10 protein-coding genes and 2 rRNA genes are annotated in these 15,813 nt (G+C 51.2%); 10 read left to right on the forward strand and 2 right to left on the reverse strand.

The window, feature by feature from the left end:
• The first annotated feature begins 277 nt into the window (after positions 1 to 277).
• Together MKY48_RS04750 and rrf are read left to right on the forward strand one after the other, a co-directional pair.
• Positions 278 to 3,206: ribosomal RNA gene (locus tag MKY48_RS04750) — 23S ribosomal RNA — on the forward strand.
• Between the two features lie 66 nt (positions 3,207 to 3,272).
• A 5S ribosomal RNA gene (gene rrf, locus MKY48_RS04755) occupies positions 3,273 to 3,389 on the forward strand.
• A 166-nt stretch (positions 3,390 to 3,555) separates the two neighbouring features.
• Here the strand turns inward: rrf and MKY48_RS04760 are convergent.
• Together MKY48_RS04760 and MKY48_RS04765 are read right to left on the reverse strand one after the other, a co-directional pair.
• On the reverse strand, positions 3,556 to 4,416 hold the full coding sequence (locus MKY48_RS04760) for a hypothetical protein (RefSeq protein WP_339270424.1): 861 nt from the start codon (positions 4,414 to 4,416) through the stop codon (positions 3,556 to 3,558).
• 169 nt (positions 4,417 to 4,585) lie between these two features.
• Positions 4,586 to 5,491, reverse strand: a complete 906-nt coding sequence (locus MKY48_RS04765) for a LysR family transcriptional regulator (protein WP_339270426.1) — start codon at positions 5,489 to 5,491, stop codon at positions 4,586 to 4,588.
• A gap of 173 nt (positions 5,492 to 5,664) precedes the next feature.
• Between MKY48_RS04765 and MKY48_RS04770 the strand changes: the two genes are divergently transcribed.
• From MKY48_RS04770 to MKY48_RS04805, 8 genes are all read left to right on the forward strand, one after another.
• Positions 5,665 to 6,702, forward strand: a complete 1,038-nt coding sequence (locus MKY48_RS04770; RefSeq protein WP_339270427.1) for an ABC transporter ATP-binding protein — start codon at positions 5,665 to 5,667, stop codon at positions 6,700 to 6,702.
• 22 nt (positions 6,703 to 6,724) lie between these two features.
• Positions 6,725 to 7,792 (forward strand): ABC transporter substrate-binding protein, encoded by a 1,068-nt coding sequence (locus MKY48_RS04775; protein WP_339270429.1) that lies wholly within the window; start codon positions 6,725 to 6,727, stop codon positions 7,790 to 7,792.
• A 386-nt stretch (positions 7,793 to 8,178) separates the two neighbouring features.
• Positions 8,179 to 9,849 carry an iron ABC transporter permease gene (locus MKY48_RS04780; RefSeq protein WP_339273392.1) on the forward strand — a complete coding sequence of 557 codons (1,671 nt, stop codon included), beginning with the start codon at positions 8,179 to 8,181 and terminating at the stop codon, positions 9,847 to 9,849.
• Positions 9,846 to 11,156 carry an MBL fold metallo-hydrolase gene (locus tag MKY48_RS04785; protein WP_339270431.1) on the forward strand — a complete coding sequence of 437 codons (1,311 nt, stop codon included), beginning with the start codon at positions 9,846 to 9,848 and terminating at the stop codon, positions 11,154 to 11,156. The genes MKY48_RS04780 and MKY48_RS04785 overlap by 4 nt, the downstream gene beginning before the upstream one ends.
• A 175-nt stretch (positions 11,157 to 11,331) precedes the next feature.
• A complete protein-coding gene (locus MKY48_RS04790) occupies positions 11,332 to 12,312 on the forward strand; it encodes a ketoacyl-ACP synthase III (protein ID WP_179090724.1) in 981 nt (326 codons plus the stop codon).
• Between the two features lie 211 nt (positions 12,313 to 12,523).
• Positions 12,524 to 13,876 carry an extracellular solute-binding protein gene (locus tag MKY48_RS04795; protein WP_339270433.1) on the forward strand — a complete coding sequence of 451 codons (1,353 nt, stop codon included), beginning with the start codon at positions 12,524 to 12,526 and terminating at the stop codon, positions 13,874 to 13,876.
• A 115-nt stretch (positions 13,877 to 13,991) separates the two neighbouring features.
• On the forward strand, positions 13,992 to 14,948 hold the full coding sequence (locus MKY48_RS04800) for a sugar ABC transporter permease (protein WP_339270435.1): 957 nt from the start codon (positions 13,992 to 13,994) through the stop codon (positions 14,946 to 14,948).
• On the forward strand, positions 14,945 to 15,808 hold the full coding sequence (locus tag MKY48_RS04805; RefSeq protein WP_009592322.1) for a carbohydrate ABC transporter permease: 864 nt from the start codon (positions 14,945 to 14,947) through the stop codon (positions 15,806 to 15,808). The genes MKY48_RS04800 and MKY48_RS04805 overlap by 4 nt, the downstream gene beginning before the upstream one ends.
• Positions 15,809 to 15,813 lie beyond the last annotated feature (5 nt).

Raw genomic sequence — 15,813 nt, forward strand, 5'->3', positions numbered from 1 at the left:
TTAAAATCAGGTTTAGGCCTGTTACTCACTCGTTGGTCAGTTTTGAGAGTTCAACTCTCATTTGATCCTTGAAAACTAGATAACGAAACGAATTTGCGCAATTAGAAATATCCTTTTAGCTGAACTTGTGTCAAGCAATTGATCAAGTTTTTATAAAAGTAGCAGCGGAGGTTTTGGGATCATCGATCCTTTGGAAGTTTGTTTCCACCTATTAACTCGTTTAGTAGATCAGGAAACAAACGGACAACAGAGCGATGAGCACAATAACCGAAGCATTGGTTAAGCTACTAAGAGCACACGGAGGATGCCTAGGCGCTAGGAGCCGAAGAAGGACGTGGCGAACAACGATACTGCCTCGGGGAGCTGTAAGCAAGCTTCGATCCGGGGATGTCCGAATGGGGAAACCCAGCTGATGTAATAGTCAGTTACCCGTATCTGAATACATAGGATACGAGGAGGCATACCCAGGGAACTGAAACATCTAAGTACCTGGAGGAAGAGAAAACAAGAGTGATTCCGTCAGTAGCGGCGAGCGAACGCGGAACAGCCTAAACCAGAGAGCTTGCTCTCTGGGGTTGTGGGACGTCTCACATGGAGTTACAAAGGAACATATTAGGCGAAGAGGTCTGGAAAGGCCCGCTATAAGAGGTAAAAGCCCTGTAGCCGAAAGTATATTCCCTCCGAGACGGATCCCGAGTAGTGCGGGGCACGTGAAACCCCGTATGAATCCAGCAGGACCATCTGCTAAGGCTAAATACTCCCTAGCGACCGATAGTGAAACAGTACCGTGAGGGAAAGGTGAAAAGCACCCCGGAAGGGGAGTGAAATAGATCCTGAAACCGTGTGCTTACAAGAAGTCAGAGCCCGATCTATGGGTGATGGCGTGCCTTTTGTAGAATGAACCGGCGAGTTACGTTCCCATGCAAGGTTAAGGCGAGAAGCCGTAGCCGCAGCGAAAGCGAGTCTGAATAGGGCGATTTAGTATGTGGACGTAGACCCGAAACCGTGTGATCTACCCCTGTCCAGGGTGAAGGTGCGGTAACACGCACTGGAGGCCCGAACCCACGTATGTTGAAAAATGCGGGGATGAGGTGGGGGTAGCGGAGAAATTCCAATCGAACTCGGAGATAGCTGGTTCTCCCCGAAATAGCTTTAGGGCTAGCCTCGGAATTTAGAGTCGTGGAGGTAGAGCACTGATTGGGTGCGGGGCCCGCAAGGGTTACCAAGCTCAGTCAAACTCCGAATGCCATAGACTTATATCCGGGAGTCAGACAGTGAGTGCTAAGATCCATTGTCAAAAGGGAAACAGCCCAGACCATCAGCTAAGGTCCCCAAGTGTGTGTTAAGTGGGAAAGGATGTGGAGTTGCACAGACAACCAGGATGTTGGCTTAGAAGCAGCCACCATTTAAAGAGTGCGTAATAGCTCACTGGTCGAGTGACTCTGCGCCGAAAATGTAACGGGGCTAAACACACCACCGAAGCTATGGCTTGATGCTTTGCATCAGGGGTAGGGGAGCGTTGTATGTAGGTTGAAGGTGTACCGTAAGGAGCGCTGGACAGCATACAAGTGAGAATGCCGGTATGAGTAACGAAAAGATCAGTGAGAATCTGATCCGCCGAAAGCCCAAGGTTTCCTGAGGAAGGCTCGTCCGCTCAGGGTAAGTCGGGACCTAAGGTGAGGCCGAAAGGCGTAATCGAAGGACAACAGGTTGAAATTCCTGTACCACCGTAAACCGTTATGAACGATGGGGTGACGCAGGAGGGTAGTGACGCGGACTGATGGATGTCCGTCCAAGCAGTGAGGCTGATGTGTAGGCAAATCCGCACATCGATAAGGCTGGGCTGTGATGGGGAGTGAAAATTATAGTAGCGAAGGTCATGATCTCACACTGCCAAGAAAAGCCTCTAGTCAGGTGAAGGTGCCCGTACCGCAAACCGACACAGGTAGGCGAGAAGAGAATTCTAAGGCGCGCGGAAGAACTCTCGTTAAGGAACTCGGCAAAATGACCCCGTAACTTCGGGAGAAGGGGTGCCTCGGTAGGGTGAATAGCCCGAGGGGGCCGCAGTGAAAAGGCCCAAGCGACTGTTTAGCAAAAACACAGGTCTGTGCGAAGCCGTAAGGCGAAGTATACGGGCTGACGCCTGCCCGGTGCTGGAAGGTTAAGGGGAGCGGTTAGGGAGTAATCCCGAAGCTGTGAACCGAAGCCCCAGTAAACGGCGGCCGTAACTATAACGGTCCTAAGGTAGCGAAATTCCTTGTCAGGTAAATTCTGACCCGCACGAATGGCGTAACGACTTGGGCGCTGTCTCAACGAGAGATCCGGTGAAATTTTAATACCTGTGAAGATGCAGGTTACCCGCGACAAGACGGAAAGACCCCATGGAGCTTTACTGCAGCTTGATATTGGATTTGGGTACGATCTGTACAGGATAGGTGGGAGCCTTTGAAGCATGAGCGCCAGCTTGTGTGGAGGCGACGTTGGGATACCACCCTGATCGTATCTAGGTTCTAACCTGGTACCGTAATCCGGTACGGGGACAGTGTCAGGCGGGCAGTTTGACTGGGGCGGTCGCCTCCTAAAGAGTAACGGAGGCGCCCCAAGGTTCCCTCAGAATGGTTGGAAATCATTCGAAGAGTGCAAAGGCATAAGGGAGCTTGACTGCGAGACCTACAAGTCGAGCAGGGACGAAAGTCGGGCTTAGTGATCCGGTGGTACCGCATGGAAGGGCCATCGCTCAACGGATAAAAGCTACCCTGGGGATAACAGGCTTATCTCCCCCAAGAGTCCACATCGACGGGGAGGTTTGGCACCTCGATGTCGGCTCATCGCATCCTGGGGCTGAAGTAGGTCCCAAGGGTTGGGCTGTTCGCCCATTAAAGCGGTACGCGAGCTGGGTTCAGAACGTCGTGAGACAGTTCGGTCCCTATCTGTCGTGGGCGTAGGAAATTTGAGAGGAGCTGTCCTTAGTACGAGAGGACCGGGATGGACGTACCGCTGGTGCACCAGTTGTTCCGCCAGGAGCATGGCTGGGTAGCTACGTACGGAAGGGATAAGCGCTGAAAGCATCTAAGCGTGAAGCCCCCCTCAAGATGAGATTTCCCAATTCGTAAGACCCCTTGAAGACCACGAGGTAGATAGGTTGGAGGTGGAAGTGCAGCAATGCATGGAGCTGACCAATACTAATCGGTCGAGGGCTTATCCAAAACATATTTCAATGTGCTGCAAATTCGTTTCGTATCTAGTTTTCAGGTGATCAAGCATCTGAACCGTTTGGTGGCGATGGCGGAAGGGTTCCACGCGTTCCCATACCGAACACGACCGTTAAGCCTTCCAGCGCCGATGGTACTTGGACCGAAGGGTCCCGGGAGAGTAGGACGTCGCCAAGCGAACAACCATAAAGACCGTTATCGAGTAATCGATAGCGGTCTTTTTTGTTATCCCCCGCATGAACTCGTGAAAAGAATCATGAAGCATCAGAAAGAAGGGCACCCACATAGCGGGTGCCCTTCTTTTCTTTACCTTAATATCTTTTTTATCTTAAATATCTTTATCTTAGTATCTTTCCAATATCAGCTGTGTCTTCAAGCCATCCATAGGAAGAAGCCAACCGTTAGACTCCAGGGTGTCCATTAGCTCTGATCGGAGTTGGGAAGCAACCGAGACATCGGACGTTTTAAAAGAGATTTCGATCAGATTCTCGGTTCCTGTGCCGTCTGCATTGCGGATCGGCCAAACTTCGAGGCTCATTTTCTGGCCTTTCCATGATCCTTCATAGCGGTAGAACGTCAGCGGTCCATGAATACGGGACTGTGAGAGCTTTTGTTGACCCCAATTCGGAGAGGACCATTTTTTGAGCTTACCTGGGAGTTTGTCCAGCAGTAAAGCCAAAGCGTCTTGTTCGGATGGAAGCGTTGTGCCGGTTGTATTCGTGCTTACTTTCTTGGTGTTGGAGAAGCTAAGCGTTTGTTTGCCGTAGCCCCAATCAATCTCGGCCTCGTAATTGTCATCCGAAGCATCAAAGCCTTCCTGGTTTGCCAAGCTGAGCGCCGCGTTAATATCTCCATTCACGATGGGATACCGTTTCTTATAGGTAAGCTCGTAGTTATCTTTATCCTCTTTTTTGCGAAAACGGACATTCCAGCCTTCGGCATCCAGTTCCAGATTGTTTGTATCATAATAAGCAACACCGATCGCTTGGGGAACAGAGGCTATTCCGAATGCTTGAATGACTTCGCTCCGCAGGCTCCCACCGGATTCCAGCACGGTTTCGGGTTTGGCAAGGAACTTCACTTCATACGAAGGCACGGCATTGGCGGCGGCCGAAACCTCCGACTGGAGACCGGTTAGTCCACTTCCTAAAGTCGCGAAACCTACCATGAAAGACAACGTCAGCTGTTTCCATTTTCTCAACACAATCACTCCCATAAGCTGGATTTAGGTACACAGCTTACTTTAAACGCTAAATAATTGTGAGTTGTTAACGGGGGAGGGCGATTGTATCAAATGTTTATAGAATTATTGAATAGCAGCATACATTTTTTGTTAATCCATCCACATAGCTTACAGAATATACTCACCTAGATCACAGGACCTGCTCCAATTGTTTGCCCACTTCACGCAAAACCTCTTGAAAACGCTGAATTTGGACGGAAGGAAGACGGTCCTTATTATGGACGCTGAATATGTGCCGGGATGCCCGATGGCCGGGAATCGGCATAATGTGCAGTAAACCTTGCTGCTGCTCCCGTTGTACCGCCATCCGTGACATAAAGGAAACATGGTCCCCCATCAACACAAGTTGCTTGATCGCTTCCAGCGAGTCGAGCTCTACCGGACTCCTCATATGCAAACCATGCTGCTCCAGCCACAGGTCCGTCAGCTGCCTTGTGCTGGATTCGGTTCCATGCAAGGCGAAGGGAGTCCGAATGATCTGCTCGGGCTGCAGCGAATCCGTTTTGGCTAGCGGATGGTCAGGCGAACATATTAGGGCCAGATCATCTTTGCACAAGGACTCGGCCTGCAGACTGGACCCCGTAAAGGGTTCGGATGAAATAATGCCCAGATCAATCTGGTGCCGCGCTAGCATCTCACGGATAACCGGAGAAGGCTTGACGGATAAGGAGATCCGTATGCCAGGAAACTCACGGGCAAAGGTATTCAATATCGCGGGCAGCAGATAGGTGGCAGGGACATAACTGGCTCCAATGTGCAGCGTTCCCCGATATAAGCTGTCGTATTCGCGGACGACCCGCTCCGACTCCTTGGCAAGCGCGTTTATTTTTACCGCATAATGCAGCAGAGCTTGTCCAGCCTCGGTGAGAAATGTTTTTCCGCTTCGGGACTCAAACAGCCGGACTTGCAGTTCTTCTTCCAGTGACTTCATATGAAAAGTAACTGTTGGCTGCTTAATGCCAAGTATTTCTGCCACGCTGGTCATATGATGATGGCGGTCGATCAGCTCCACAATTTGCAGCTTCATCAGATTCATTCATATATCTCTCCCTTGATGATTTCTTATTTATGCTCTCTATATAGATTTAATCTATGAGTATCAACAGAATTCAAACAAAAAGTTAATTCTGAGTTTACATTAGTCTAATACAACGCTTAAACGTAACCCTTACACTGGAAATAGCTTAAGAAGACAGGTTGGGATCGAAAGTGGATATTGAAATCAGGGGCATTCAAAAATCGTTTCAAGGTACACCCGCGTTACTTCCTACCGATTTAAAACTGCGTCATGGTCAATTCACCACATTGCTCGGGCCGTCAGGCTGCGGCAAAACGACACTGCTGCGGATGATAGCCGGGCTGGAACAACCGGACGGAGGAGAAATCTATGCGGAAGACCGGTGTATCTACTCCGTGCACAAGAAGATTGACGTTCCGGCGCACAAACGCAACTTCGGGATGGTATTTCAGGATTTTGCCCTCTGGCCGCATATGACGGTATACGAGAACGTTGCTTTCGGATTAAAAGCGGCCAAGCTTAAGACGGATCTCAGGCAAAAAGTAACCGAAGCGTTGGCTATGGTCCGTTTAGAAGGAATGGAAGATCGTTATCCGCATCAGCTGTCCGGTGGACAACAGCAGCGGGTTGCATTTGCCAGAGCAGTAGCGATCCGTCCGGCTCTAGTACTGTTCGATGAGCCTCTGAGTGCGCTGGATGCGGTGCTTAGGGAGGAAATGCGGATCGAAATGATGTCGCTTGTGAAGGATATGGGGTTGACTGCCCTTTATGTCACACACGATCAGGTGGAAGCCATGTCGATGTCGGATGAAATTGTGGTCATGCGGAAAGGGAAAGTCCTGCAGCGTGGAACCCCGGAGATGATATATGAAACACCCAGTCATCCCTTTGTGGCTTCGTTTATCGGCAAGTCCAATTGGGTGACGGTCGATCACTCCATGGTGAGGCCGGAGCATGTGAGCTGGAGCAGGACAAGCACGGAGGATGTATGCTATCAGGCAATCGTGCTAAGCGTGAGCTATGTAGGCGAGCGATACGAAATTCACTTACAGGTGGATGGTTTGGACAAGTGGACCGCTTACCTGGACAAGAGAATTCCGGTCGGAGAACGCGTGAATCTGTACGTGTCTCCGCATACGATCTGCCAGATGGGTGAAGGAACAAGTCATGATAAGAACGTGAGCATGCAACAGAATATAGCAAAACGCACACCTGCTGCTGCAGGCTAAGATGAAGGGGAGTTGGGGAGAAATGAGTCAATTGAAGTTCCGGAAAAAAAGCGCGGTACTGTTGTTGGCATCGGTTATGAGCCTAAGTCTGTTTGGATGCGGCAGTACGCCGAATGGGGATTCAGCTACTAAGCCGGCACAGGATACAGGCAAGCAAACTGCATCGGGGAGTGCGCAAACCGGAGGTAAGCTCGTCCTTTACAGCGCTGGCCCTCAAAAGCTTGCCGACAATATCGTGAGCGGTTTTGAAGCTAAGACCGGAGTGAAGGTAGAGATGTTCCAAGGCACAACGGGCAAAATTTTGGCACGGATGGAAGCGGAAAAATCGAATCCGGTCGCGGATGTTGTCATTCTGGCCTCCCTCCCATCCGCACAGGCGCTCAAGGCGGATGGTCTGACATTGCCTTATCCTGAAGCTGCCAATGCGGACAAGCTGAATAAGGATTGGTCCGACGCGGAAGGAAACTATTTCAGCACAAGCGCATCGGCGCTCGGGATTGTATACAACACCAATCTGGTCTCTGCGCCGCCTCAAAGCTGGGCGGACTTAGGCTTGCCAGAGTGGAAGGATGCGGTCAATATTCCGGATCCGACGCTGTCGGGATCGGCGCTGGATTTTATCACGGGCTATTTGAGCGTGAAGGGCGACGCAGGCTGGAAACTGTTCGAGGATTATAAAGCCAATGGGACTGCTATGGCAGGAGCGAACCAGGAAGCACTGGACCCTGTGATCACCGGTGCCAAGAGTTTGGTTGCTGCAGGCGTGGATTATATGGCGTATTCGGCTAAAGCCAAAGGCGAGCCGCTTGACATTGTATACCCGGAGGAAGGAACTGTCGTGAGTCCGAGACCGGCTGCGATTTTGAAATCCAGTCCGAACGTAGATAATGCCAAGGCTTTCATCGACTACTTGCTGTCTGACGAAGCGCAGAAACTGGTGGCGGATGCCTATCTGATTCCGGGTCGTGAGGATGTGGAGGCCGAAGGCCGGACCAATCTGAAGGATATTCCAGTGTTTAAAGTGGATTGGGCTTGGATGAATGACCATGGGGATGAGACGGCAGCACGTTTTTCCGAAGTATTCAAGTAAGTGCATAAGAGTGCGTGTTCAAAAAGGTCGGTTTTCAGCAACGAAGCTTATGCTTCCGATGTGCGTTTTTACAAAACGCTTCAGTTGGATGAAGCTAGGGAGTGAGGAGCGGAGCGTACGTAGTTTGTACGTGAGCACCGGAAGGCCCGGATGAATTCAAGATTCGATGCCGAGTTGCTTCTTGATTCACTTCGTGTTAGATATTAGTTATCTTGCTACGCTGATGAAATTCTGTATCGCAAGAAAACCTACCTTTAAATCGCGGTCGCTCGTCCTTGAATTGACCTCGATTGGTTTTCTTATCAAAATCGGACTTTTTGAACAACCTCTAGGAGTGAAGCACAGGAAGGCAATGTGAGGTGAACCGAAAAGTGAGACCTGTCATCATGGACAGTCAGCGATTTTTACGGAAAATGGGCGTTATTCTCGCCCTTTTTCTTCTTATTATAAGCATCGGTGTGCCATTGCTGCTTATTTTCTGGCAAAGTGTATACCCGGATCAGCACTTCGATTGGCTGGCGCCGATACGAACGATAGCCGGTCATGAGCTGTCCGGTATTTTGCTGCAAACCATCTGGCTAGGGGTATGCGTGGTGGCAGGATCGACACTGTTTGCGCTGCCGCTTGCCTGGATGATGGCCAAAACCCGGTTGGGACAGCATCGGTGGGTGGACGTGATTTTGATGATTCCGTTCATGACCCCGCCGTATATCGGTTCGATGGGCTGGATTCTATTTATGCAAAAGGGCGGATATTTACATCAGTGGCTGCCGGGAGCAGCGAGATGGAGCGATTCCTTCTTCAGCTTCGGAGGCATGGTGCTGATCATGAGTCTGCACTTGTTCCCGTTTCTCTACCTGCTGCTGCGGGACGCTCTGATCCGCATCGGCGGTAATCTGGAGGAGGCCGGAGCGGTTCATGGCGCAAGCGCAGGATACCGGTTTAGAAGAATCATAATGCCGTTGCTGTTATCCTCTTACGGCATGGGTGCGATGCTGGTGTTCGTAAAAACCATTGCGGAATTCGGCACGCCGGCAACGTTTGGTCGCCGCATCGGCTATTATGTGATGACCTCGGAAATCCACAAATATATTTCTAGCTGGCCCATCGATTTCGGTAAAGCGACCTCGCTGGCATCAGTCCTGCTGTCGGTTTGTCTGGTGATGTGGTACATGCAGTCTACGATCAGCCGGAGGTTTACCTACCGTCTTGTCGGCGGCAAAGGTCAGCGCTCCAAAAGATATTCGCTGCGCGGCAGCAAAGGCGCCGTCTGCGCTTTATACATCGGTTTGCTGCTGATATTGTCTGTCGGCATTCCTTATTTTTCAATCATTGCGGCATCCCTGATGAAGCTCCGCGGAGCCGGATTGTCCTTAGATAATCTGACGCTTGATCATTACAAGGAATTGCTGTCCTGGGGATCGGTCAGCCAGAAAGCGATTAGTAACAGTCTGGGTCTGTCGCTTGCAGCATCTACGGTTGCTGTTCTACTCGGTACCGGTTTTGCCCTAACGATCGGCAAGTCCCAGGCACGGATGCAGCGGGTCATCGATCTGTTAAGTCTTTTGCCGAATACGGTCCCCGGCATTGTGATGGTGGTCGGTTTGATCCTGCTCTGGAATGCGCCATGGATGCCGGTTACGCTCTACAATACCTATGGGATGGTGGTGCTGACGTACGTCGTGCTGTTCCTCCCATACACGGTGCAATATGTGAAGGCCAGCTTTACGCAGATTGACGGTACCCTGTTTCAGGCGGGGCAGGTATTTGGAGGCGGTCCTCTGCTTATATTGCGGCGGATTCTGCTCCCGCTGATTATGCCCGGCATGCTGGCAGGATGGATCATGACCTTCACGATTGCGTCACGGGAGCTGGTCGGGTCACTGCTCATTTTGCCTCCATCGATGCAGACATCAGCTACATATATCTTTGCGCAGTTTGAGCAGGGACAGGTGTCTCTCGGGATGGCGATGGCCGTCGTCTCCGTCGGTATGACGGTGCTGCTGTTACTGCTGGTCGAAGCTATGAATTCTAAAAGAAAGTGGAATGCATCATGATGAAACTGACGGTGTGGGGCGGTGCAGGCGAGCATGGCCGTTCCGCCTATTTACTAAGTGGCAGCCAGGTTCATTTACTCCTGGATTGTGGCGTCAAGAAGGAAGGATCGGGAGACTATCCCATGATCCAGCAAGAACAGGTGCCGAAGCTGGATGCCGTGTTTCTGTCGCATGCCCATGAGGATCACTCGGTGGCGATTCCGCTCCTGTACCGGCTTGGCTATCAAGGAGAGGTGTGGACCACTCGTGAGACGGCAGCGCAGTTAACGAACTACTTTGCCTCTTGGAGAGAGTACACGGCAAGGGCAGGCGTAGAGCTTCCTTATATGGAGGAGGATCAGCTGGCGATCCGCTACCGGTACCTGGAGGAAGAGGCTGAGAAGTTGACATGGTTTGAAGCGCTTCCCGGCGTAGAGGTCATGTGGGGGCGAAGCGGACATATGGTGGGGGCTGTCTGGTTTTTGGTACAGGCTGAAGGAAAACGGATCTTTTATTCAGGAGACTATACATCCGAATCGCTGCTGCTTGAGGATGACAGCCCTGCGCTGGTAGACAAGCCTTCTTCCATGCTGCTGGATCTGGCTATCGTGGATGCGGCTTACGGGACCGACGCTAATTCACAGGCCGATAAACTGAAGCAATTGGAACAAAAGATTGAGAGCACGCTGCAAACCGGCGGGAAGGTATTATTACCGGTGCCGGCTGCCGGCCGAGGGCAGGAAATGATCCTATGGGCACACAGGAACTGGGGAAACGTGCCGATCGTGATCGAAGCGCCGCTGATCGAGGGGATGAAGCGACTGCTCGAGCGTTCGGAGTGGCTTCGCAGCCAGGATTCGGATCAAGGAATGAGAGATCAGCTGGAGTTATTACTGAATCGGAACGATTGGATCATACCGGCTAGCGAGGTGGAACGCGAGTCCTTGCTCCAGAAGCACGGGGCATCGCTATGGTTCGTAACCGATGGGATGATGCAGTCGAATCTTGCGCAGTGGTATTATAGCCAGATGTCCAGCGATACCCGGAATCTGGTCCTGCTCACGGGTCATGTTTCCCAGGGGACTTTTGGACATCGTCTCCTTCAACATCCGGCGTCATACGGTGCCTGCTCAGTAACAAAAATCAGGTATAAGGTACACCAGGGCCTGACGGACGTGCGCCAGATGATAACCGGCGTTCCGGCACTGCATACCGTACTCGTCCATGCAGACAAACGAGAAACGGACCGGTTACGAGCCCGTCTGACAGAGGAAGCACCGAACCTCCACATTTATTCCATGTCGGTCGGTGAGGAAGTCTATTTCTAGTCGTGCTTAGAGAACCTTTATCGCTTTCGCGATAAAGGTTTTTTTGTGGAATGGCTGTTATGTGTTTAGATGTAGGTGAAGTTGGTGAAGGCTGTAATGAACATATATAAAAATAAATTAGTACCAAGTACTAGTACTTGGTGATATAATAGCTATAAACTTGGAGGTGTGAATGATGAGCCAATCAAAGTCAAGAATTACGGCAATCGGGACCTATGTTCCTGAACGGATATTAACCAATACGGATTTAGAGAAGATGGTTGAAACGAGTGATGAGTGGATTGTCCAGCGAACAGGCATGCGGGAACGCCGGATTGCCGCCCCACACGAGTACGTGTCGGATCTTGCCATTAAAGCTGTGGAGGATATGGTTGATCGGTACGGTGTTACCGTGCAGGATGCGGATATGATTCTTGTGGCTACAAGCACTCCGGAGTATTCTTTTCCAAGTACAGCCTCCCGGGTGCAATCGAAGCTGGGCATTGCGAGCACGGGTGCGCTAGATCTGAATGCCGCCTGTGCGGGATTTGTATATGCGCTCCAGATGGCTGACGGATTAATATCCGGGGGAGCCTACCGTAAGATCCTGGTTATCGGGGCGGAAACCTTATCGAAGATTACGGATTACACCGACCGGACGACATGCGTATTGTTTGGGGACGGCGCCGGTGCCGTATTGCTGGAGAAAGATGAGGATTCGCCAAGTGTCATAGCGTCTGTATCGGGAACCTTTGGCGAAGGCGGCATTCATCTGTATAAAACAGCGCTCTCCGAGCAAATGGACGGCACGGAATTAAAGAGCGGCTGTCTTGTTCAAAATGGCCGGGAAATTTATAAGTGGGCCATTCGGAACATTCCGGACGGCGTTCGCGCTCTTTTGGCTAAAGGGGGCATGACCCCAGCCGAAGTGGATTGGTTTGTCCCGCATAGCGCCAATCTTCGCATGATCGAAGCGATTAACGAGCGGGGGCCATTTACAATGGACCGCACCTTAACCAGCGTCGAGTACCGCGGGAATACGTCGGCAGCCTCCATTCCGCTTGCACTTCAGCTGGCGGTGGATGAAGGACGGCTAAAAGCGGGAGACCACGTCTTACTCTACGGGTTTGGCGGGGGAATGACCTATGCCGGCTCCATCGTAAAATGGACGATATAAATTCGTTACATGAAAACGATGGAACATCATGAAATCTATAAAACCGCTATCGACATTCGATATGCGGTTTTTTTGTGCTGCGTTTTTTGGATAAACGAACCTGAATCGTAATAAATTCAACTCAAATTCGAAAGTTTACCACCTCAAAATTTGACGCCGCTTTCATTAGACTAAAGAAGAAAAATACGTTTCATGGAAGAGGGGTAGAACGATGAAAAGGTTTAAGTCATGGAGCATGCTGCTCCTGAGTATCATCATGGTGTTCACGCTGGCCGCATGTGGAGGCGGAGGCGGTAACGGAAGCAGTACGGCTGAATCTCCGGGGGGAGGCAGCAGCAACGAAGAGACGGACAATACGAAAGAAGGAACCGAGTCCACAGAGAAAATCGAGCTCTCCTTCTGGTCGCTGGGAACGACCAACTATGAGGATCTGGCGAAGGAATATACGAAGGAGCATCCGAACATAACGTTCAAATTCCAGAATACGTCGGACCAAACCGCACATCACAACAATCTGACGACAGCGTTGTCCGCAGGTTCGGGTGCGCCTGACATTTTCCAATTAGAAATCGCCTTTATGGAGCGTTTTATCAACAACCAGGATAAATTCTACAATCTGTACGTTCTTGGCGCCAAAGACTTAGAAGGCAACTACCTGGAGTGGAAATGGAAGCAGGCCACATCGGTTGACGGCTCCTTCCAACTCGGTCTGCCTACAGACATCGGTCCTACGGTTGTATATTACCGTACGGATCTGGCTGAGCAAGCCAGATTGCCAACGGATCCGGACGGGTTTAGCGCAGCGATTGATTCATGGGATAAATTCGCCAGCGTAGCCAAGGACTTCACAAGCAAAACAGGAAAACCGTTCGCGGACTTGACGGACCTGGTATATAACGGGGTGCGCGACCAGTCCCCGGATCAAATCTACTTCAACAAAGAGGACGGCTCCTTTATCGGAGATACGAATCCGCAAGTGAGAAAAGCTTACGACTTTACGGTAAAAGGAATTCAGGAAGGCTGGATCGGCAACTGGATTCTGTGGTCTCCGGAATGGCAAAAAGCGATTAATGATGGAGACTTTGGCGTCATGCTCGGCCCGGCTTGGATTGCCGGCACGATCCGCAATGCCAAGGATACCGCAGGCAAATGGCAGATTGCCCAGCTTCCTGAAGGGGCAGGCAACTGGGGCGGTTCGTTCCTGACCTTGCCGAAGGAAGGCAAGCATTCTAAGGAAGCCTACGAATTTATCTCATGGGTGCTCAACAAGGAGAATCAGCTAAAATCGTTCAAGGACAGCGGCTTGTTCCCATCTATCCCGGCGGTTTACAGCGAGCCTTCATTCACGGAGGAGAAGGATGAATTCTTCGGCGGCCAGGTCATTTCCGAAGCATATGCCAAATCGGCGGAACGCATCAAGCCGGTTTACTACGGACCGCTTCACGACCAGACCGACACGATTATCAAGAACGCGCTCAAAAACGTGTTGGAGAAAAAGGCCGACCCGCAAAAAGAATGGGAAAGCGCAATGAAACAAATCAAGACGCTGGTTGATCGCAGCTAGGAAAAGGATCATTCCTCGCTAGCCCGTTCAGCCCGTAATCCGTCCGAATCTGAGTAGGGAGGAAGCTCTCTTCGCTCGGATTCGGATTTATCCTTACCTACCTGGAGGTGCATTCATGGCAGACACAGCTACAGCAGAGTCACCGCAACCGGTGCCCCCGAGGCGGCGTTTGTTGACGGAGACCGTGCGAAGCCGGTTTACGGCGTATACGTTCATATCGCCTTTCTTCATCTTGTTCGCAATTTTTGGACTGTATCCGATTCTTTTTACCATCTATTTGTCCTTCTTCAAATGGGACGCGCTCGGACCGATGAAATACGTCGGCTTCAAGAACTACGAGTTGATTACAAGCGACCCGACCTTCTGGATCGCTTTTAGCAACACACTCATTATGGCTTTGATGGGAACCGTGCCGCAGCTGATTGTGGCATTATTTGTTGCGGTTATGCTGAACTCGGCCTTGAACAAATTCAAGAACACATTCCGCATTCTGTATTTCATGCCGAACATCACCTCCATCGTTGCGGTGACGCTGGTGTTCAGTACGATGTTCGGAAACAACGGGATGGTCAACTGGCTGCTGAACACCTTCGGTGCGGAAAGCGTGCCGTTCAACTCCGGCTGGTGGGGAGTCAAAATCGCCATATCGTCCATGGTCATGTGGCGGTGGATGGGCTATAACGCCATTATTTTTCTGTCGGGGCTGCAGAGCATTCCGACCGATATTTATGAAGCGGCCAAAATCGACGGGGCCACCCGAGGCCAGCAGCTGCTCTATATCACGCTGCCGCTTCTTCGCCCATTCATTCTGTTCGTCACCTTGGTATCGACGATCGGCGCGCTCCAATTGTTTACGGAGGCTTATGTATTCCTCGGTCAGTCCGGCACGGGTTCTACGCGTCAGGAAGGGGTCACGATGGTCACTTATTTGTATAACGAAGCATTTAAGAACGGATTCTTCGGTACGGCTGCGGCAACGGCGGTTCTCTTGTTCATCGCCACCATTCTGTTCTCGGTATTAAATATGATATTGGGCCGCGAAGGCAAAGATTCGGGAGGTAAAAAAGCATGAGCACAGTCGCCATAAGCCGAAAAAAGCCGGATGAACCCGGTGTTGTCGCGAAATTCTTTTTCTATCTTTTCATGGTCCTTGGCGCGCTGGTCTCAGTCTTTCCGTTCTACTGGATGTTCGTCGTGGCCACCAATGACAAGGATGCGGCATTTCACATTCCGCCGCTGCTTACGCCCGGCACGCAGTTTTTCGATAACTTCGCGCGCGTGCTGGAGCGGACGGATTTTTTCAGGGCCTTGATGAACTCGGTGGTGGTGTCTACGGCCGTGACCTTGTCCGTTGTGTTCCTCTGCACGCTGGCGGGTTATGCTTTTGCCAAGTATGAGTTTCCTCTGAAAAAGACGCTGTTTGTTTTTGTCATTGCCACGATGCTGGTGCCTGCCCAGCTGGGCGTGCTTCCACAATACGTCATCATGGCCAAGCTGCACTGGATCGACAGCTACAAAGCGCTGATCGTGCCGGCCATGGTCAATGCCTTCGGCATCTTCTGGATGCGGCAGTACATCGCCTCTGCCGTTCATACCGAGCTGATCGAAGCGGGGCGGATCGACGGCGGCGGGCATTTCCGGATCTTCTGGAACATTGCCATTCCCGTTGTCACCCCGGCGATGGCCACGCTCGGGATTCTGAACTTCATGAACGTGTGGAACGATTTCTTCTGGCCGCTCGTCGTATTGAAAAACAGGGAGAATTACACCATTCAAATTGCGCTGCAGCAATTGTTCACCAATAAGGACGGCCTTGATTTCGGCATGATCATGTCGGCCACCTTCACGGCGACGCTGCCGCTTCTCATCGTATTTCTGTTGTTCAGCCGATGGGTGATCGCCGGATTGACATCAGGCGCCATAAAAAGTTAACAAGC

Origin of the sequence: Paenibacillus sp. FSL W8-0187, assembly GCF_037969755.1 — a bacterium.
GTDB lineage: Bacteria > Bacillota > Bacilli > Paenibacillales > Paenibacillaceae > Paenibacillus_AQ.